The sequence below is a fragment of the Variovorax sp. YR566 genome (genome assembly GCF_051992195.1).
Lineage (GTDB): Bacteria > Pseudomonadota > Gammaproteobacteria > Burkholderiales > Burkholderiaceae_C > Variovorax.
In genome coordinates this window covers 4,805,702-4,821,489 of the sequence record NZ_CP197092.1, presented here as the reverse complement: position 1 = coordinate 4,821,489, position 15,788 = coordinate 4,805,702, and the positions used below count along the sequence as shown (strand labels likewise).

Genomic DNA, 15,788 nt, shown 5'->3' with positions numbered 1-15,788 from the left:
CCTATGCCATGAGCCGTATGGCGGGCCCCTGCCAGGTTCGGCACACTGGAAAGCTTCATCGACTTTCGACGAGGCGGCAGATTCCATGAGCAGCAATCGCTATCCCATCATCTACGTGCGCGGCTATGCCATGACCGAGTCCGAGCGGGACGAAACCGCGGCCGATCCGTTCTGCGGCTTCAACATCGGCTCCACGGTGTATCGCGCCACCGTCAAGAAGGAAGCGCCGGCGCAGAAGTTCGTTTTCGAATCGCCCATGGTGCGTCTGCTGGCCGACTTCCAGTACCAGAGCGTCTACCAGAACGGCCTGGACATCCTCGACCCCGACTGGAAGCCCTCGCCGGACGAGAACGGCCGGGACGTCGACGGCATCCCCTCGGCCTCGGTCATCATCTACCGCTACTACGACTCGGGCTCCGAGTTGCTGGGCGACGGCCAGGCCAAGGACGTCAAGGTGTATGCGCAGGGCCTGAGCCAGCTGATATTGCGCGTGCGCGAGCTCGTGGCGCTGCGCGAGGGGCCGGGCTACTCGCCCGCCGACTTCCGCTGCTACCTCGTCGCGCATTCGATGGGCGGCCTGGTGGTGCGAGCCTTCCTGCAGAACGCCGCACTCGGTGATGCGGCCGCGCGTGCCTGCGTCGACAAGGTGTTCACCTATGCCACGCCGCACAACGGCATCGACATGGGCGGCATCAACGTGCCGGCCTGGCTCACGGTGAACGAGATGAACACCTTCAACCGCGAGAAGATGTCCGAGTTCCTGGCCACGCAGCCGATCAACGGCCGCATGGACTACCTGCCGGCCACGGCCTTTCCGGCCGAGCGCTTCTTCTGCATGGTCGGCACCAACCGCGGCGACTATGAAAGCGCCAAGGGCCTGTCGCGCATGTTCGCGGGCCACGGCAGCGACGGGCTCGTGCGCATCGAAAACGCCTCGCTCTGGTCCACCGATGCCGCAGGCAAGACGCAGCCGGTGGCCACTGCCTTCACCTACCGGTCGCACTCGGGCTTCTTCGGCATCGTCAATTCCGAGGAGGCTTACCAGAACCTCACGCGCTTCCTGTTCGGCGACGTGCGGGTCGACCTGTGGTTCGACATAGACGGCGTCACGCTGCCGCCCGACCTGCCAGCTGGCGCCGACGTCGATGCGCTCTACCAGGTCGAGTTGCTCGCCGCGCCGCGCGGCAAGCGCTGGTACCTGAGTCGGCGCGTGGCCGAAGAAGACTCGCCCGCCTGCCGCACGCACAAGGAACTGACCGACCCGGCCAAGGCCGACCGCCGCTCCATCTACCTCTCGACCGTGTTCCTCGCCAACAAGGCCCGCGTGAAGCAGGACCGCCCGACGCTGGCCTATGCCATGACGCTCGGCGTACGCGTGCCCGACTACCAGGTCAACAACAAGTTCTGGCTCGACGGCCACTACGAGGGCAGCTCGCTGTTCCGCGACACGCTGATCATCGAGATCGCGCCGCCCCAGGCCGACGACCCGGCGCAGAGCTGGAACGTCAAGTACGGCTGGCAGACCGACACGGCCGGGCGGGCCTCGCTGCCGATGAGCCCGAAGCAGCTGGCCGGCGGCAAGCTGCAGTTCGTGGTGCCGCTGTCCAGCCTTGGGGCGGCGCCCGCCGCACCGGGCATCAGCGGCAAGGTGCGGCTGGAGGTGAGCGCCTGGCAGTAGGGCGCAGGTCAGGCAGCGTGGGGCACAATCGCGCCGGTCAAGAACCCGCCGATTCCGGACCCATGAAAACTGCCGTTCTCGTCATCGACGTCCAGCGTGGCCTCTGCGACGATCCGCCGCGTCCCCATCAGGCCCACGAGGTGATGCAGCGCATCAACGCGCTCACCGAACGCGCCCGCGCGGCCGGCGTGCCGGTGGCCTTCATCCAGCACGAGAACGCGATCGACCTCGAATTCGACTCCGAGCGCTGGCAGCTCGCCGACGCGCTCAACACCGACTCGCGCGACGCGCGCATCCGCAAGACCACGCCCGACTCCTTCCTTCGCACGCCGCTGGAAGCCTGGCTCTCCGGGCACGGCGTGAAGCGCGTGGTGGTCTGCGGCTATTCTTCGGAGTTCTGCGTCGACACGACAGTGCGCCGCGCTGCCGCCCTCGGATACCACGTGGTGCTCGCGGCCGATGCGCACACTTCGCACGACAAGCCGCACGCCACGGGCGCGAAGATCCGCGAGCATCACAACGCCACGCTGTCGGACATCACGAGCTTCGGCGTGCCGATCCGCGCCGTGGCCAGCGCGGAAGTCGCCTTCGGAGACTGAACGCAGCCTGCACGAACCGCGCGCGGCACGGGCGTGCGCCCGCAGGCGAAAGAGCCTGCATCGAATGGATGCCTGAATGCTCACACCCTGCGTGACACGGCAACCTTGTGCAGGAGCTCGATCAAGATCAATTGCTCGCCCTTGGAGAGGTTGCCGAGCACATGCTGCTCGCCTTCGATCACCAACCGTGTAGCGCTGCTGGCAAGCGTTGCGCCGGTCGGGGTGGTGCGAAGGTACTGGGCCCTTCGATCCGTTGCGTGCGGGGTGCGGCGGATCAACTCTCGCCTCTCCAGCCGTTCGAGCCATGCCGCGATGTTGGGCGCCGTGACCGCGAGTGCCTTTGCCAGGCGGGCAGCCGACACGTCGGGATTTTCGTGAATCAGGCACAGCACCGTGAACTCGACGGGGCGAAGGTCGAAAGGTGTGCCTACTCGCTCGGCGAACACTGCGTCGGTGACGATCGTCGCCTGCGCGAGCTGATAGCCGAGCACGTGATGCACGGACGCTTCGACCAGCCGGCCGGCTGGTGTGGCATCTACCGGATTGCTTCTGTTCTTGGGCATTCCGGGCATTGTCGTTCTGCCTCCAAGTGATTCACTACCTGATCTAACTGGCTCAGGGGATCGTCGTGGGAGTGCAAACTGCTTAATGGAAAACCATAACTGGTTATCTTTGATAGTTAAGTAGATTAACTATAGGCGCTGCATCCAGGCGTCGAAGGAGACATTCTTGAAGACCCCCGCATCCCTGATCTTTGTCGCTTCATTGCTGACCGCCTGCGGCGGAGGAAATGGTGGTGGCGGCTTCGTCGGCTCGTTCCCGACGACCGGCACGTCGACGAGCGCCCCGCCGACCGGCAACGGCAATCCAGTGACTCCTCCCGACAATCCGCTGCCGCCTGTCGAGACACTGCCGGTGCTCGGCGCGGCCACCGGCGCGGCGCTCATCGATTGCGCCTCGCTCGCCGGCTTCACCTTTGCCAACACGACGATCACTGCAGCCAATGCGATTGCCGCCGGCACCCTGAGCGTCGCCGGCAAGCCGGTGGGGGCGCATTGCCAGGTGCGCGGATCGATGTATCAGCGCACAAGCCCGGTCGACGGCCAGAGCTATGCGATCGGCTTCGAGATGCGCTTACCGGTGAACTGGAACGGGCGGTATTTCTATCAGGCCAACGGGGGGCTCGACGGCAGCGTCGGCACAGCCACCGGGCCGGTGGGCGGAGGCGGCGTTTTGGACAACGCCCTGAACAAGGGCTTCGCGGTGATCAGCTCCGACGCGGGGCACCAGGCGCCCACGCCGTTCTTCGGCATCGATCCACAGGCTCGTCTCGACTACGGCTACCAGGCGGTCGGCAAGCTCACGCCGATGGCGAAGGCGTTGATCGCGTCGGCTTATGGAAAGGGCCCGGACCGCTCCTATATCGGCGGCTGCTCCAACGGCGGGCGCCACACGATGGTTGCCATGTCACGTTATGCGGACGACTACGACGGCTTCCTGGTGGGCGACCCCGGCTTCCGGCTTCCCCTTGCGGCCTCCGCAAACATCGTCGGCGCCCAGAACTACAACGCCCTGGCAACCACCCCGGGCGATCCGGGCACGGGTTTCACGCTGGCCGAACGTACCTTGGTCTCCAATGCAGTCCTCGCCAAGTGCGACGCCCTCGATGGCACCACCGACGGCATCGTCCAGGACACCGGCGCATGCCAGGCGGCCTTCTCGCTCGACCGCGACGTTCCCACCTGCAGCGGCTCGCGCGATGGCACATGCCTCTCGGCCGACCAGAAGCTTCGCATCGGGCAGCTCTTCGCGGGTGCGCTCGACGGCGGCGGAAAGAAGTTCTATGCGAGCTTTCCGTTCGACGCGGGCCTGAACACCACCGGCTGGTCATCGTGGAAGTTCTCGAATTCTTTGAACCTCGACTCAGGTGCGGTTGCCTTCGTCTGGCAGGTGCCGCCCGAGAACCCGACCGGCTTCAATGGTCCCAATTTCACGCTCACGGCCAACATCGATTCGATCCTCTCGAAGATCACGTCGACCGACGGGCTCTACACCGAGAACTCGCTTTCGTTCATGACGCCGCCGAACCCTACGGATCTGAGTCGATTGAAGAAGCGCGGCGCCAAGGTCATGGCCTACCATGGAACGAGCGACCCCATCTTCTCGAGCGACGATACGCAGCACTGGTATGACCAGCTGACGGCGGCCAACGGCGGCGATGCGTCCAACTTCGCACGGTTCTATCGGGTGCCCGGAATGAACCACTGCGCCGGCGGCCCGACCACCGATCAGTTCGACATGCTCGCACCGCTCGTCAATTGGGTGGAGAAGGGCGAGGCCGCCGATTCCGTCGTCGCTTCGGCGCGCGGTGCGGGCAACGCAGGCGGCGTGAACGGGGATGTTCCCTCCGGCTGGTCGCCCACCCGCAGCCGGCCGCTCTGCGCCTACCCGAAGGTTGCGCGCTACAAGGGCACGGGCGATATCGAGAAGGCCGAGAGTTTCAGCTGCCAATGAAAGGCTTCGCGCCTGGTAGCACTCGGCCGCGAGCGAACTGCGTGGCTATACTGCGCCCGTCACGCCGAATGAGGCGTGATCGGGTTTAGCAGCCCGAAGCAATCTCTGCGACGTGAGCCGCAGTTTCCCCGCAGGACCTGCGGCTTTGTCATTCGCGCTTCCAGTTTTGGCGGCTCGGATGGGAGGGCTCGCGCCCTGCCGGTTTCTCGCAAGAGGTTGCCCGGTCTGCTAACCCGTCCGAGCTGCCGCCTCGTTTAGCAGCGGGTGTGGCGGTTTTTGCAAATCGCAACCTCTGGAGGTCGCCCGTGACCAAGTCTGCTCGCGTGCTCAAGCACGCGCCGAAAACCGATACCGCCTCAACGCCGAAGTCGGTTCATCCCCATTCAAATGCCGAGTCGGTTGCCCTGCAAGCAGGCGACGACGTCGAGGGCATTCGCCAAGTGCACAGCGCCTACGTATGCCTCGAAAAGCTCGTCGTTCTGATGCAGGTGAATGAGCGCGAGGAGATCTATCCAACCCGATCCGAATTCGGCGCACTGTTCCGCCTGGTCAATGAGGAGCTGCAACGGCGGATCGACGCTGCGGACAGCACGATCGGCTCCTTGCGCGACACTTTGAGCAAGCAAGTCTGCGAACCTGATCGATGAGTGGCTCGGGGCAAGCGCCAGTCAATCCGCCCCAGGCCGCCACACCCGCGCCAGTGCGGCCATCTTGCCCCTGAATCCCAGCCGGTCGTTCGACAGCGCATCGATGAAATCCGACAGCCGCTGCGACTTCACCATCGTGTAGATCGTCAGCCACGTCGTCGCGACGAACACCACGCCGAACCACACTGCCTTGCGCCACAGCGGCGCGTCGGCCTCAGCCAGCAGGTTCATGCCGAGGAAGCCGGTGGTGATGGTGCCGATGAGGCCGAACAGCGTGACCACCGTGAGCCGCACGACAGTGCTGGCCTGCCTGCGCAGGCTGTCGGCGTCGAGATACGTGTTCATGTCGGCGATGCGTGCCTTGACTTCGTCGTAGAGCGGGTCGAGCCCGAGGTGCGTGGCGCACATGTGCGAGAGCGCGCGTACCTGCGCCTGCTCTGAAATTTCGTGGAACCAGTAGCGATGCGTGAAGCGCAGGAAGCGCTCGAAGCTCGCGCGGATGGCGCGCTTGAACTGCTTCACGCTCGGCGTGCTGCGGATGTCCAGCCGCTTGAGCGCCTCCACCAACTGGTCGGAGAACATCAGCAGCGAGGCCTTCTGGAAATGCGCAATGAGGAACAGCAGGAAGTGCTGATGCCTGAACTGCGCGAGCACGCCGCGGTCGCGGCAGCAGAAGAATTCGGAGTTCGCATCGCCCACCACGATGAGCGCATGGCCGTTGCAGAGGTAGCGCGTGTTGGGCGCTGCGCCCGCGTTCACCCAGAAGCGGTCGTAGCAGTACTTGTGCTCGAAGTCCGCTAGGTGATGTTCCGCGTAGGGCAGGTGGGCGTCGGTGGCGCCTGCGCCGGTGACCAGCGCGAGCCGCACGAAGTCGTCGCGAGTGAGGCGGCGCGGATCGTCCAGCGAGAGATAAGCCATGACCGGCATGCGGTAGTACTCGATCTGCCGGTAGCGCAGCACGCCAGGGTCTTCCGAATGGTCGCTCACCAGCGGCTGCATCAGGTAGGCCCAATGGGCGGAGATGCGTGGCGCCCGATGCTGCGCTACGTGCGAGAGAAAGGCCTCGCGTTGCTGCGCGTCGGAACTCGCGAGCACATGGCCGTCGGCGGCCAGCCATTCGACGCTGGCCATGCAATGCAGCGCCGAGCCGTCGGGTTCCCAACCTGAGGGATAGGCGCGGCCGAAGCGGTAGAGGATGTCTTGCGCCTGCGCGAGGCTCAGGTTGTTCGCACCGACTTCGAGGTTGAGCAGCACCACGTCGATGTCGAAGAAGAAGTACAGGTCGCAATGGATCACATCGAGCGTGACCGGCGCGTCGCCTGGCTGCGCCACCAGGCGCACGGCCGCAATGTCGTGGCGGCGGAAGATGCGCATCGGCGAATCGCCGTCGCCGCCCATGCCGTCGCCACGCGAGCGGCCTTCGCCGTACAGGAAGCGCTGCACGTACGGCAGGAAGCTCACGAACTCGTTGTAGTGCCGCTCGTGAAAGCGGCTGCTGTCGCCGGTGTATTCGTCGACTTCTTCGCGCCATGGCGAGGCATCACCCATCTCGCGCAGCACGTGCCAGGGCCCGTGATGGTGCGCGGGGCTGGCGTGCGGCGCAGGCATCAGCCGCAAGGGCCAGAGAAGGGCCTGGCGGAAATGCTGCACGGTGGGGGCGCCCGTGGGGGGCGTGTGTGCCTCTGTGGGCATGGTGGCCGCGGGTGGGTTCAGCATGGACTTCAGTGTAGGCAGAAGGTGAGACAAAACGACCACCTAGGGGAATCCCTATATGAGCCTGAAACCGGTTTCATATAAGCTGCAAGCCTTGCTTTCGGGGCACGCACGCGCCCACCCGGCGCGCATTCGGGTCCGCCCACCATGAACTACCAGTTTCAATTCGACGCCGTCTTTGCCGCCTGGCCGCTGCTGCTCAAGGGCACGTGGATCACGGTCCAGCTCTCGCTCATTGCCACGGTGCTGGGCCTGGTGGTGGCCATCTTCTGTGCCTGGGGCAAGACCTCGGGGCCGGGCTGGCTGCGCTTTCTGGTCAACGCCTACATCGAGGTGATCCGCAACACGCCGTTCCTCGTGCAGCTGTTCTTTTTCTTCTTCGCGCTGCCGGCCATCGGGCTGCGCTGGTCGCCGCAGACGGCCGCACTGGTGGCCATGGTGGTGAACCTGGGCGCCTACGCCACGGAAATCATCCGCGCGGGCATCGAGTCGATTCCCAAGGGGCAGATCGAGGCGGGCAGGGCGCTGAACCTCAAGCCTTGGGAAATCTTCCGCTTCGTCATCATCAAGCCCGCGCTGAAGGCCATCTACCCGGCGCTCACGAGCCAGTTCATTTTGCTGATGCTGAGCTCGGCCGTGGTGTCGGTCATCTCGGCCGACGACCTGACCTCGGTGGCCGCCAACCTGCAGTCGCAGACTTTCCGCAGCTTCGAGATCTACATCGTCGTGGCCGCCATCTATCTCGCGCTGGCGCTGGCCTTCTCGGCCATGTTCAAGCTGATCTACAAGCGCACGCTCAACTACCCGGACCGCCGGTAAGAGACGACGGACGGAGACAACAACATGCGCACCTTCGGTTTTCCCGAATTCCTTTTCATCCTCGAAGCGGCCAAGTGGACGCTGGCGCTGTCGGCCATCGCCTTTGTGGGCGGCGCGATCCTGGGGCTCATCATTGCGCTGATGCGCACGTCTGAATCGACGTGGGCGCGGGCCGTATCGACCACCTTCATCCAGATCTTCCAGGGCACGCCGCTGCTGCTGCAGCTGTTCCTGGTGTTCTTCGGCGCGCCGGTGCTGGGGCTGGACATCAACCCGTGGGTTGCCGCCGGCGTTGCGCTCATCCTGAACAGCGCGGCCTTCCTCGGCGAGATCTGGCGCGGCTGCATCGAGGCCATTCCGCGCGGACAGTGGGAAGCGGCCGAGGCGCTGAGCCTGAAGTACAGCTCGCGCATGCGCGACGTGGTGCTGCCGCAGGCCTTCAAGATCGCGCTGGCGCCCACGGTGGGCTACGTGGTGCAGATCATCAAGGGCACCTCGCTCGCGGCCATCATCGGTTTTGTCGAAGTGACGCGTGCGGGGCAGATCGTCAACAACGCCACCTTCCAGCCGCTCATCGTGTTCTCGGTGGTGGCAGCCATCTACTTTGCCATCTGCTGGCCGCTTTCATTGCTGGCCGCGCGCATGGAGCGCCGCCGGGCCCGCGCTCTCGCGCGCTGACCCTTTTCGTTGTTCTTTTTCTTTCTCGTCGCTTCCTTCTTTTATTCAGGAGACACATCCAATGACCGTCATCACTTCCCGCCGCGCAGCGCTCGCAGCCCTCGGCCTCGGCGCCGCCCTCACCGTGTTCGCACCCTTCGCCTCGGCGCAGACGGTTGCCGATATCAAGAAGAAGGGCGAGATCACCATCGGCATGCTGGTCGACTTTCCGCCCTACGGCACCACCGACGCGAAGAACCAGCCCGACGGCTACGACGCCGACGTGGCCAAGCTGCTGGCCAAGGACTGGGGCGTCAAGGCCAACATCGTGCCGGTGACGGGTCCGAACCGCATTCCCTTCCTGCTGACCAACAAGGTCGACCTGCTGGTGGCTTCGCTGGCCGTGACGCCCGAGCGCGCGAAGCAGGTGCAGTTCTCGCAGCCCTACGCAGCCGCCACCATCGTGCTGTACGGTGCGACCAAGACCTCCATCAAGGCGGCAGGCGACCTGAAGGGCCTGCGCGTGGGCGTGGCTCGCGCTTCGACGCAAGACGTGGCCGTGACCAAGGCCGCGCCGGAAGGCACTGAAATCCGCCGCTTCGACGACGACGCTTCTGCCATGCAGGCGCTGATCTCGGGCCAGGTCGATGCCATCGGCTGCTCGGTGACCGTGGCAGCGCAGATCGCCAAGCGCGTACCCGCCAACACCTTCGAAAACAAGTTCACGCTGGTGCAGCAGTCGATGGGCATCGCGATGCGTCCGGGCCAGGAAGAGCTGCACAAGGCGGTGAACGAGTTCGTGCAGAAGAACACCGCCAACGGCGAGCTCAACAAGCTGTATCAGAAGTGGCTGCAGGCCGACCTGCCCAAAATGCAATAAGCAACCCCCGAGGCTGAAGGAATCCTGGCATGACGACGGAATCGATCATCCGCATGGAAGCGGTCAACAAGTGGTACGGTGAATTCCAGGTGTTGACCGGCATCGACCTGTCGGTGCGCCAGGGCGAGCGCATCGTGATCTGCGGGCCCTCGGGCTCGGGCAAGTCCACGCTCATCCGCTGCATCAACCGGCTCGAGACGGTGCAGAAGGGCCGCATCGTGGTCGACGGCATCGACCTCACGGCCGGCGGCAAGAACATCGACGCGGTGCGTGCCGAGGTCGGCATGGTGTTCCAGCAGTTCAACCTGTTCCCGCACCTCACCATCCTCGAGAACTGCACGCTTGCGCCGATGCGTTCGCGCGGCATGACGAAGGCGCAGGCGGAAGAGGTGGCCATGAAGTACCTCACGCGCGTGCGCATTCCGGAGCAGGCTGGCAAGTATCCGAGCCAGCTCTCGGGCGGGCAGCAGCAGCGTGTGGCGATTGCTCGCGCGCTGTGCATGACGCCCAAGATCATGCTGTTCGACGAGCCCACTTCGGCGCTCGACCCCGAGATGGTCAAGGAAGTGCTCGACACCATGATCGGCCTGGCCGAAGACGGCATGACCATGCTGTGCGTGACGCACGAAATGGGCTTTGCCCGCAGCGTCGCCGACCGCGTGATCTTCATGGCCGAAGGCAAGATCGTCGAGCAGGCGCCGCCCGAAGAGTTCTTCGGCAACCCGAAGGACGAGCGCACCCGCCAGTTCCTTGGCCAGATCCTCAGCTCCCACCAAGCCCACTGAATGTCCTTCTCCGTTCTGATTTCTCTGTCGTCCTTCGGCGCGGCCGAGGTGGGGCGGCATGGCCAGCTCTGGTGTTCGCAGCTGGCACGCACGGCGGGCGCCGATTCGGTCGAAGTGCGCGGCGAGATGCTGCGCGACGCCGATGCCGAGCTGCCCGCATTGAGCGGGCTGGCCTCCGTGTACTCCAGCCCCGAGGGCCTGTGGGCGCAGGGCGGCTGGCTCGACAGTGCAGCGCTCAAGCGCGGCATCGCTGCCGCCACGCGCGTGGGCGCGAAGCGGCTGAAGATGTCCATCGGCGACTTCCAGGCTTCTTCTCACGGCTCGCTCTGGGGCCTGAAGGTGGAGCTCGCGGAAACCCGCATCGAGCTGCTCATCGAGAACGACCAGACTGTGCGCGCCGGCACGTTGCCCGCGCTGCAGACCTTCTTCGACGTGGCCGACCGCGCCGGCGTGCTGCTGGGCATGACCTTCGACATGGGCAACTGGCACTGGCTCGGCGAGTGCCCGCTGCAGGCGGCGCAGGCGCTCGGCCACCGCGTGCGCTACGTGCATTGCAAGGGCGCGCAGCGCCTGCCGAACAAGTGGGTAGCGGTGCCGCTGGGCGACTCTGTCGCGCCATGGCGCTCGGTGTTGCGCGCGCTGCCGGCCGACGTGCCGCACGCCATCGAATACCCGCTCGTGGGCGACGACCTGCTGGCCGTTACCCGCGCGCAGATCGACTTCATCCGCGCCGCGCGGGCGTAGGAACAAAAACATGACAGAACCAACCGCCTTCGACGTTGCACTCTTCGGCGAAGCCATGCTGCTGCTCGTGGCCGATCGGCCCGGCCCGCTGGAAAACGCAGAGGCGTTCCACAAGCGCACTGCCGGCGCCGAGACCAACGTGGCCATCGGCCTCTCGCGCCTGGGCCTCAAGGTGGGCTGGGCCAGCCGGCTCGGCACCGACTCGATGGGCCGCGCGCTGCTGGCCGCGATGCGCGCCGAAGGCATCGACTGCTCGCACGTGATCACCGACGCAACGCAGCGCACCGGCTTCCAGTTCAAGGGCCGTGTCACCGACGGCAGCGACCCGCCGATCGAATACCACCGCAAGGGCTCGGCCGCGAGCCACATGGGCCCGGCCGACGTCGACGAAGCATGGTTGCGTTCGGCGCGTCACCTGCACGCCACCGGCGTGTTCGCCGCCATCTCCGACACCAGCCTGCAGGCCGCGCTCAAGACCATGGACGTGATGCGCGCTGCCGGCCGCACCATCTCGTTCGACACCAACCTGCGCCCCACGCTGTGGTCGTCCACCGAGACCATGCGCCACTGGATCAACGAACTCGCCTCGCGCGCCGACTGGGTGCTGCCCGGCATCGAAGAGGGTCTGCTCCTCACCGGCCATGACAAGCCCGAAGACGTGGCGAAGTTCTATCGCGATCGGGGCGCGAAGCTGGTGGTCGTCAAGCTCGGCGCCGAGGGCGCCTACTACGACAGCGACGTGGCCGGTACCGGCCGCGTCGACGGTTTCCCGGTGAAGGAAGTGATCGACACCGTGGGCGCGGGCGACGGCTTCGCAGCCGGCGTGGTGAGCGCGTTGCTCGAAGGCAAGAGCGTGCCCGAGGCCGTGCGCCGCGGCGCATGGATCGGCGCGCGTGCGGTGCAGGTGCTGGGCGACACCGAAGGCCTGCCGACGCGGGCACAACTCGAAGAAGCGGGGCTCTGAACACCATGACGAATGTGTCGAAGAAGAACGTGCTCGTCTTCCGGCCGTTGCCCGAAGACCAGCTGGCGCGCCTGCAAGCCGTGCACCACGTGGTCGTGGCCGATCCGCGCAAGGAACCCGAGGCCTTTGCCGCCGCGCTGCGCTGCGCGAACGGGCTGATCGGGTCGAGCCATACGGTCGATGCCGCGCTGCTCGACGGGGCGCCGCAGCTCCAGGTGATTTCGAGCGTGTCGGTCGGTGTCGACAACTATCCGCTGGCCGAGCTGCACAAGCGTGGCATCGTGCTGTGCCACACGCCCGACGTGCTCACCGAAACGGTGGCCGACACGGTGTTCGCGATCCTCATGGCCACGCAGCGCCGCGTGGTCGAACTCTCTACGCTCGTGCGCGAAGGCCACTGGACGAAGAACATCGGCGAAGAGCTCTTCGGCACCGACGTGCATGGCAAGACGCTGGGCATTCTCGGCTTCGGCCGCATCGGGCAGGCCGTGGCGCGCCGTGGTGCGCTGGGCTTCGGCATGCCGGTGCTGTATCACGCACGCCGCCCGGTCGACCTGGCAACGCAGGCGCCCGAATTGCAAGGCCGCGCCACGCACACGCCGCTGGACGACCTGCTCGCGCGCGCCGACATCGTGCTCGCGATGCTGCCGCTGACCGACGCGACGCGCGGCATGATCGACGCCGCCTTCTTCGCGCGCATGAAGCCCGGTGCAGCCTTCATCAACGGTGGCCGTGGCGCCACCGTGAACGAAGACGCGCTGCTCTACGCACTCGACTACGGCACATTGCGCGCCGCCGGCCTCGATGTGTTCGCGAAAGAGCCGCTGCCGGCCGATTCGCCATTGCGCACCCATCCGCGCGTGACGCCGCTGCCGCACATCGGCTCGGCCACGCACGAGACGCGACACGCCATGGCCGAGCTCGCCACGACGAACCTGCTGCAGGTGCTGGCCGGAGAGAAGCCGACTGCGCCGTACGACACGGCGAACGCATGAGCACGAGCCGGTTTTTCTCCCTCCCCCGCTGGGGGAGGGCGGGAGCAAAACCATGAAGCCGACCGGCCGCGCCACCATCGCCGACGTCGCCGAAGCCGCCGGCGTCTCCAAGGCCACCGTCTCGCGTTTCCTCAATCACCGCGAGCGGCTCCTGAGCCCCGACATCGCCGCGCGCGTCGAAGTCGCCATCGCGGCGCTGGCCTATTCGCCGAGCCCGATGGCGCAGGCGTTGAGCCATGGCCGCTCACGGCTCATCGGCCTGATCGTGGCGGACATCACTAATCCGTACTCGGTGGCGGTGCTGCGCGGCGCCGAGAAGGCCTGTCAGGACGCCGGCTACCTCGTGATGCTGTTCAACCTCGGCAACGAGAGCGAACGCGAGCGCGAGGCCATCGACGCGCTGGCGGGCTACCAGGTCGACGGCTTCATCCTCAACACGCTGGGCCGCGGCAGCAATGTGGTCGACGCGGTCACGCTGCACGGCAAGCCGGCGGTGCTGGTCGACCGGCGCCACACCGGCATGCACACCGACTTCGTCTCGCTCGACAACCACGCCGCGATGCAGGCCACCTGCGGTCATCTGGTCGAAGGCGGGTATCGCGAGCTGCTCTACGTCACCGAGCCGCAAAAGGGCGTGAGCTCGCGGCGCGAACGCACGGCCGCCTTCGGTGCCTGCGTGGCCGCGCACGAGCCGCGCGTGGCGGGCGAGGTGTTCGAGTGCGTCGAGGGCGAGAGCGATGCGCTCGACGAGGCCTTGCGCGCTCTGCGTCAGCGCGCCAAGCGCGGCCGACGGGCCGCGGTGGTCGCGGGCAATGCCGTGGTCACGCTGCGCATCGCGCAGGCCATGGCGCGGCTGGGCTGGCAGTTTGGCGCCGACCTCGGCTTTGTCGGCTTCGACGATCCCGAATGGGCCTCACTCATCGGCCCCGGCCTGAGCACCGTGGCACAGCCTACCGACGCCATCGGCCGCACGGCCGCTACCTGCCTGATCGAGAGGCTGCGTGGGCTGGATGCGGCGCCGCGCCAGTTGCTGCTGCCTGGAGAGCTGGTGGTGCGGGGCTCGTCGCAGGCGCTCTAGCGTCCTGCTGCGCGCGGTCGAAGGTGATCGGCCCGCGCATCCAGTCGGCCGCGCGTTCGGCAATCATGATCGTTGGCGCGTTGGTGTTGCCGCCGATCAGCGTCGGCATGATCGAGGCATCGACCACGCGCAGGTTCTCGATGCCGTGCACGCGCAGCTTTGCATCGACCACCGCCATCGCATCCGTGCCCATCTTGCAGGTGCCCACGGGGTGGTAGATGGTGTCGGCGCGCGCGCGAATGTGCTGAACGAGTTCTTCGTCGGTGTGCGCGTCGGCCGTGTAGAGCTCGCGGTGGCGGTACTTTTCGAGCGCCGGCGCGCGCAAGATCTCGCGCATCTTCTTCACGCCTTGCAGCAGCAGCGCCATGTCCTCGGGGTCTGACAGAAAGCGCGGATCGATGCGCGGCGGCGAGCCTGGGCCGGCATCGTTCAGGCGCACGTCGCCGCGGCCCTTGGGGCGCAGCACGCACACGTGGCACGAGAAGCCGAAGCCCGCGTGCAGCTTGCGTGCATGGTCATCCGTGATCGCGATCACGAAGTGCAGTTGCAGGTCGGGCCGCCGCAGTTCGGGCGACGACTTGATGAAGGCGCCGCCCTCGGCGAACGGCGTCGCGATCATGCCCTTGCCGCTCTTGCGCCACTCGGCGATGGCCTTCACCAGGTGCAGGCCACCCACCACACCGATGCCGAACAGGTCGGTGTGCTTCGAGGTGTAGGCGAGGATGAAGTCGGTGTGGTCCTGCAGGTTCTGGCCGACGCCCGGCAGTGCATGCTGCACGGCAATGCCGTGGCGGCCCAACTCGGCCGGGTCGCCTATGCCCGAGAGCATCAGCAGTTGCGGCGAGTTGAATGCGCCGCCGCACAGCGCCACCTCGCGCCGCGCGTGAAGGGTCTCGATGCTGCCGTCTTTGTGCCGCACTTCCACGCCGGTGGCGCGCCGGTCTTCGAGCACCACGCGCAGGGCCTGCGTGTCGGTCAGCACCTTGAGGTTGGGGCGCTGGTTCATCACCGGATGCAGGTAGGCGGCGGCCGCCGAGCAGCGCTCGCCGTTGCGCGCGCTATCGTGGAACTGCGTGACCTGGTAGAGGCCCGCGCCTTCCTGTTCGGCGCCGTTGAAGTCTTCGTTGCGCGGAATGCCGCACTCCTCGGCGGCCCGCACGAAGTCTTCGGCAATGGGGCGCGGGCTCTGTTGCTCCGAGACCTGCAGCGGCCCGTCGGCACCGTGCAGTGCGCTCGCGCCGCGCTGGTTGCCCTCGGCGCGCTTGAAGTAGGGCAACACTGCGTCGAACGACCACCCGGTGCAGCCCGCGCGCTCCCAGTCGTCGTAGTCGTCGCGATGGCCGCGCACGTAGAGCATGGCGTTGATCGCGCTGGAACCGCCCAGGCAGCGTCCGCGTGGCTGGTAGCCACGGCGTCCATTCAGGCCAGGCTGCGGCACGGTCTGGTAGGCGTAGTTGTTGATGCGCGGGCGGCCGGGCAGCATCGCCACCGTGGCGGCAGGCGCCCGCACCAGGATGCCGCGGCCGTCGCCGCCGGCCTCGACCAGGCAGACCTTCACGGCGGGGTCTTCGCTCAGCCGCGAGGCCAGCGTGGCGCCGCCGGAGCCGCCACCCACGATGACGTAGTCGAATTCCATGGCGCTTCTTCCTTTTGTTCTGTGCTGCCTGCGTCCGCGCGGACGGATTCGACTGTAGGAATGAACGTGCAATCAGGGC

15 protein-coding genes are annotated in these 15,788 nt (G+C 66.3%); 12 read left to right on the top strand and 3 right to left on the bottom strand.

The window, feature by feature from the left end; genetic code table 11:
- The first annotated feature begins 85 nt into the window (after window positions 1-85).
- Together ACTG4X_RS22555 and ACTG4X_RS22550 are read left to right on the top strand one after the other, a co-directional pair.
- A complete protein-coding gene (locus ACTG4X_RS22555; protein WP_097198782.1) occupies window positions 86-1,678 on the top strand; it encodes an esterase/lipase family protein in 1,593 nt (530 codons plus the stop codon).
- Between the two features lie 62 nt (window positions 1,679-1,740).
- The gene (locus tag ACTG4X_RS22550; RefSeq protein ID WP_097198783.1) at window positions 1,741-2,277 is read left to right on the top strand and encodes a cysteine hydrolase family protein; all 537 of its coding nucleotides are present in this window, start codon (window positions 1,741-1,743) and stop codon (window positions 2,275-2,277) included.
- A gap of 80 nt (window positions 2,278-2,357) precedes the next feature.
- Here ACTG4X_RS22550 and ACTG4X_RS22545 read toward each other — a convergent pair whose 3' ends face one another.
- The gene (locus ACTG4X_RS22545; protein WP_097198784.1) at window positions 2,358-2,849 is read right to left on the bottom strand and encodes a MarR family winged helix-turn-helix transcriptional regulator; all 492 of its coding nucleotides are present in this window, start codon (window positions 2,847-2,849) and stop codon (window positions 2,358-2,360) included.
- Window positions 2,850-3,147: 298 nt separating this feature from the next.
- Between ACTG4X_RS22545 and ACTG4X_RS22540 the strand changes: the two genes are divergently transcribed.
- Both ACTG4X_RS22540 and ACTG4X_RS22535 read left to right on the top strand, forming a co-directional pair.
- The gene (locus ACTG4X_RS22540) at window positions 3,148-4,791 is read left to right on the top strand and encodes a tannase/feruloyl esterase family alpha/beta hydrolase (protein WP_257015075.1); all 1,644 of its coding nucleotides are present in this window, start codon (window positions 3,148-3,150) and stop codon (window positions 4,789-4,791) included.
- Between the two features lie 305 nt (window positions 4,792-5,096).
- The gene (locus ACTG4X_RS22535; RefSeq protein WP_257014673.1) at window positions 5,097-5,438 is read left to right on the top strand and encodes a hypothetical protein; all 342 of its coding nucleotides are present in this window, start codon (window positions 5,097-5,099) and stop codon (window positions 5,436-5,438) included.
- Between the two features lie 21 nt (window positions 5,439-5,459).
- On the opposite strand, the gene ACTG4X_RS22530 is transcribed toward ACTG4X_RS22535, so the two are convergent.
- The gene (locus ACTG4X_RS22530; protein WP_440531959.1) at window positions 5,460-7,154 is read right to left on the bottom strand and encodes a hypothetical protein; all 1,695 of its coding nucleotides are present in this window, start codon (window positions 7,152-7,154) and stop codon (window positions 5,460-5,462) included.
- A 144-nt stretch (window positions 7,155-7,298) separates the two neighbouring features.
- Here ACTG4X_RS22530 and ACTG4X_RS22525 point away from each other — a divergent pair, with 144 nt between their 5' ends.
- From ACTG4X_RS22525 to ACTG4X_RS22490, 8 genes are all read left to right on the top strand, one after another.
- Entirely contained in the window at window positions 7,299-7,970 is a 672-nt protein-coding gene (locus ACTG4X_RS22525; RefSeq protein ID WP_093050872.1) for an amino acid ABC transporter permease, read from the top strand.
- 24 nt (window positions 7,971-7,994) lie between these two features.
- Entirely contained in the window at window positions 7,995-8,648 is a 654-nt protein-coding gene (locus ACTG4X_RS22520) for an amino acid ABC transporter permease (protein WP_093050869.1), read from the top strand.
- Between the two features lie 61 nt (window positions 8,649-8,709).
- Entirely contained in the window at window positions 8,710-9,507 is a 798-nt protein-coding gene (locus ACTG4X_RS22515) for a transporter substrate-binding domain-containing protein (protein ID WP_093050866.1), read from the top strand.
- 29 nt (window positions 9,508-9,536) lie between these two features.
- Complete coding sequence (locus ACTG4X_RS22510) at window positions 9,537-10,292, top strand: amino acid ABC transporter ATP-binding protein (protein ID WP_093050863.1); 756 nt, start codon at window positions 9,537-9,539, stop codon at window positions 10,290-10,292.
- On the top strand, window positions 10,293-11,036 hold the full coding sequence (locus ACTG4X_RS22505; RefSeq protein ID WP_097198785.1) for a sugar phosphate isomerase/epimerase family protein: 744 nt from the start codon (window positions 10,293-10,295) through the stop codon (window positions 11,034-11,036).
- 10 nt (window positions 11,037-11,046) lie between these two features.
- Complete coding sequence (locus ACTG4X_RS22500) at window positions 11,047-12,000, top strand: sugar kinase (RefSeq protein ID WP_097198786.1); 954 nt, start codon at window positions 11,047-11,049, stop codon at window positions 11,998-12,000.
- Between the two features lie 5 nt (window positions 12,001-12,005).
- On the top strand, window positions 12,006-12,995 hold the full coding sequence (locus ACTG4X_RS22495; RefSeq protein ID WP_097198787.1) for a 2-hydroxyacid dehydrogenase: 990 nt from the start codon (window positions 12,006-12,008) through the stop codon (window positions 12,993-12,995).
- Window positions 12,996-13,047: 52 nt separating this feature from the next.
- Window positions 13,048-14,073, top strand: coding sequence for a LacI family DNA-binding transcriptional regulator (locus ACTG4X_RS22490; RefSeq protein WP_093050851.1), 1,026 nt, complete (start codon window positions 13,048-13,050; stop codon window positions 14,071-14,073).
- Here ACTG4X_RS22490 and ACTG4X_RS22485 read toward each other — a convergent pair.
- Window positions 13,973-15,709, bottom strand: coding sequence for a GMC family oxidoreductase (locus ACTG4X_RS22485; RefSeq protein WP_097198788.1), 1,737 nt, complete (start codon window positions 15,707-15,709; stop codon window positions 13,973-13,975). The genes ACTG4X_RS22490 and ACTG4X_RS22485 overlap by 101 nt on opposite strands.
- Window positions 15,710-15,788: the final 79 nt, after the last annotated feature.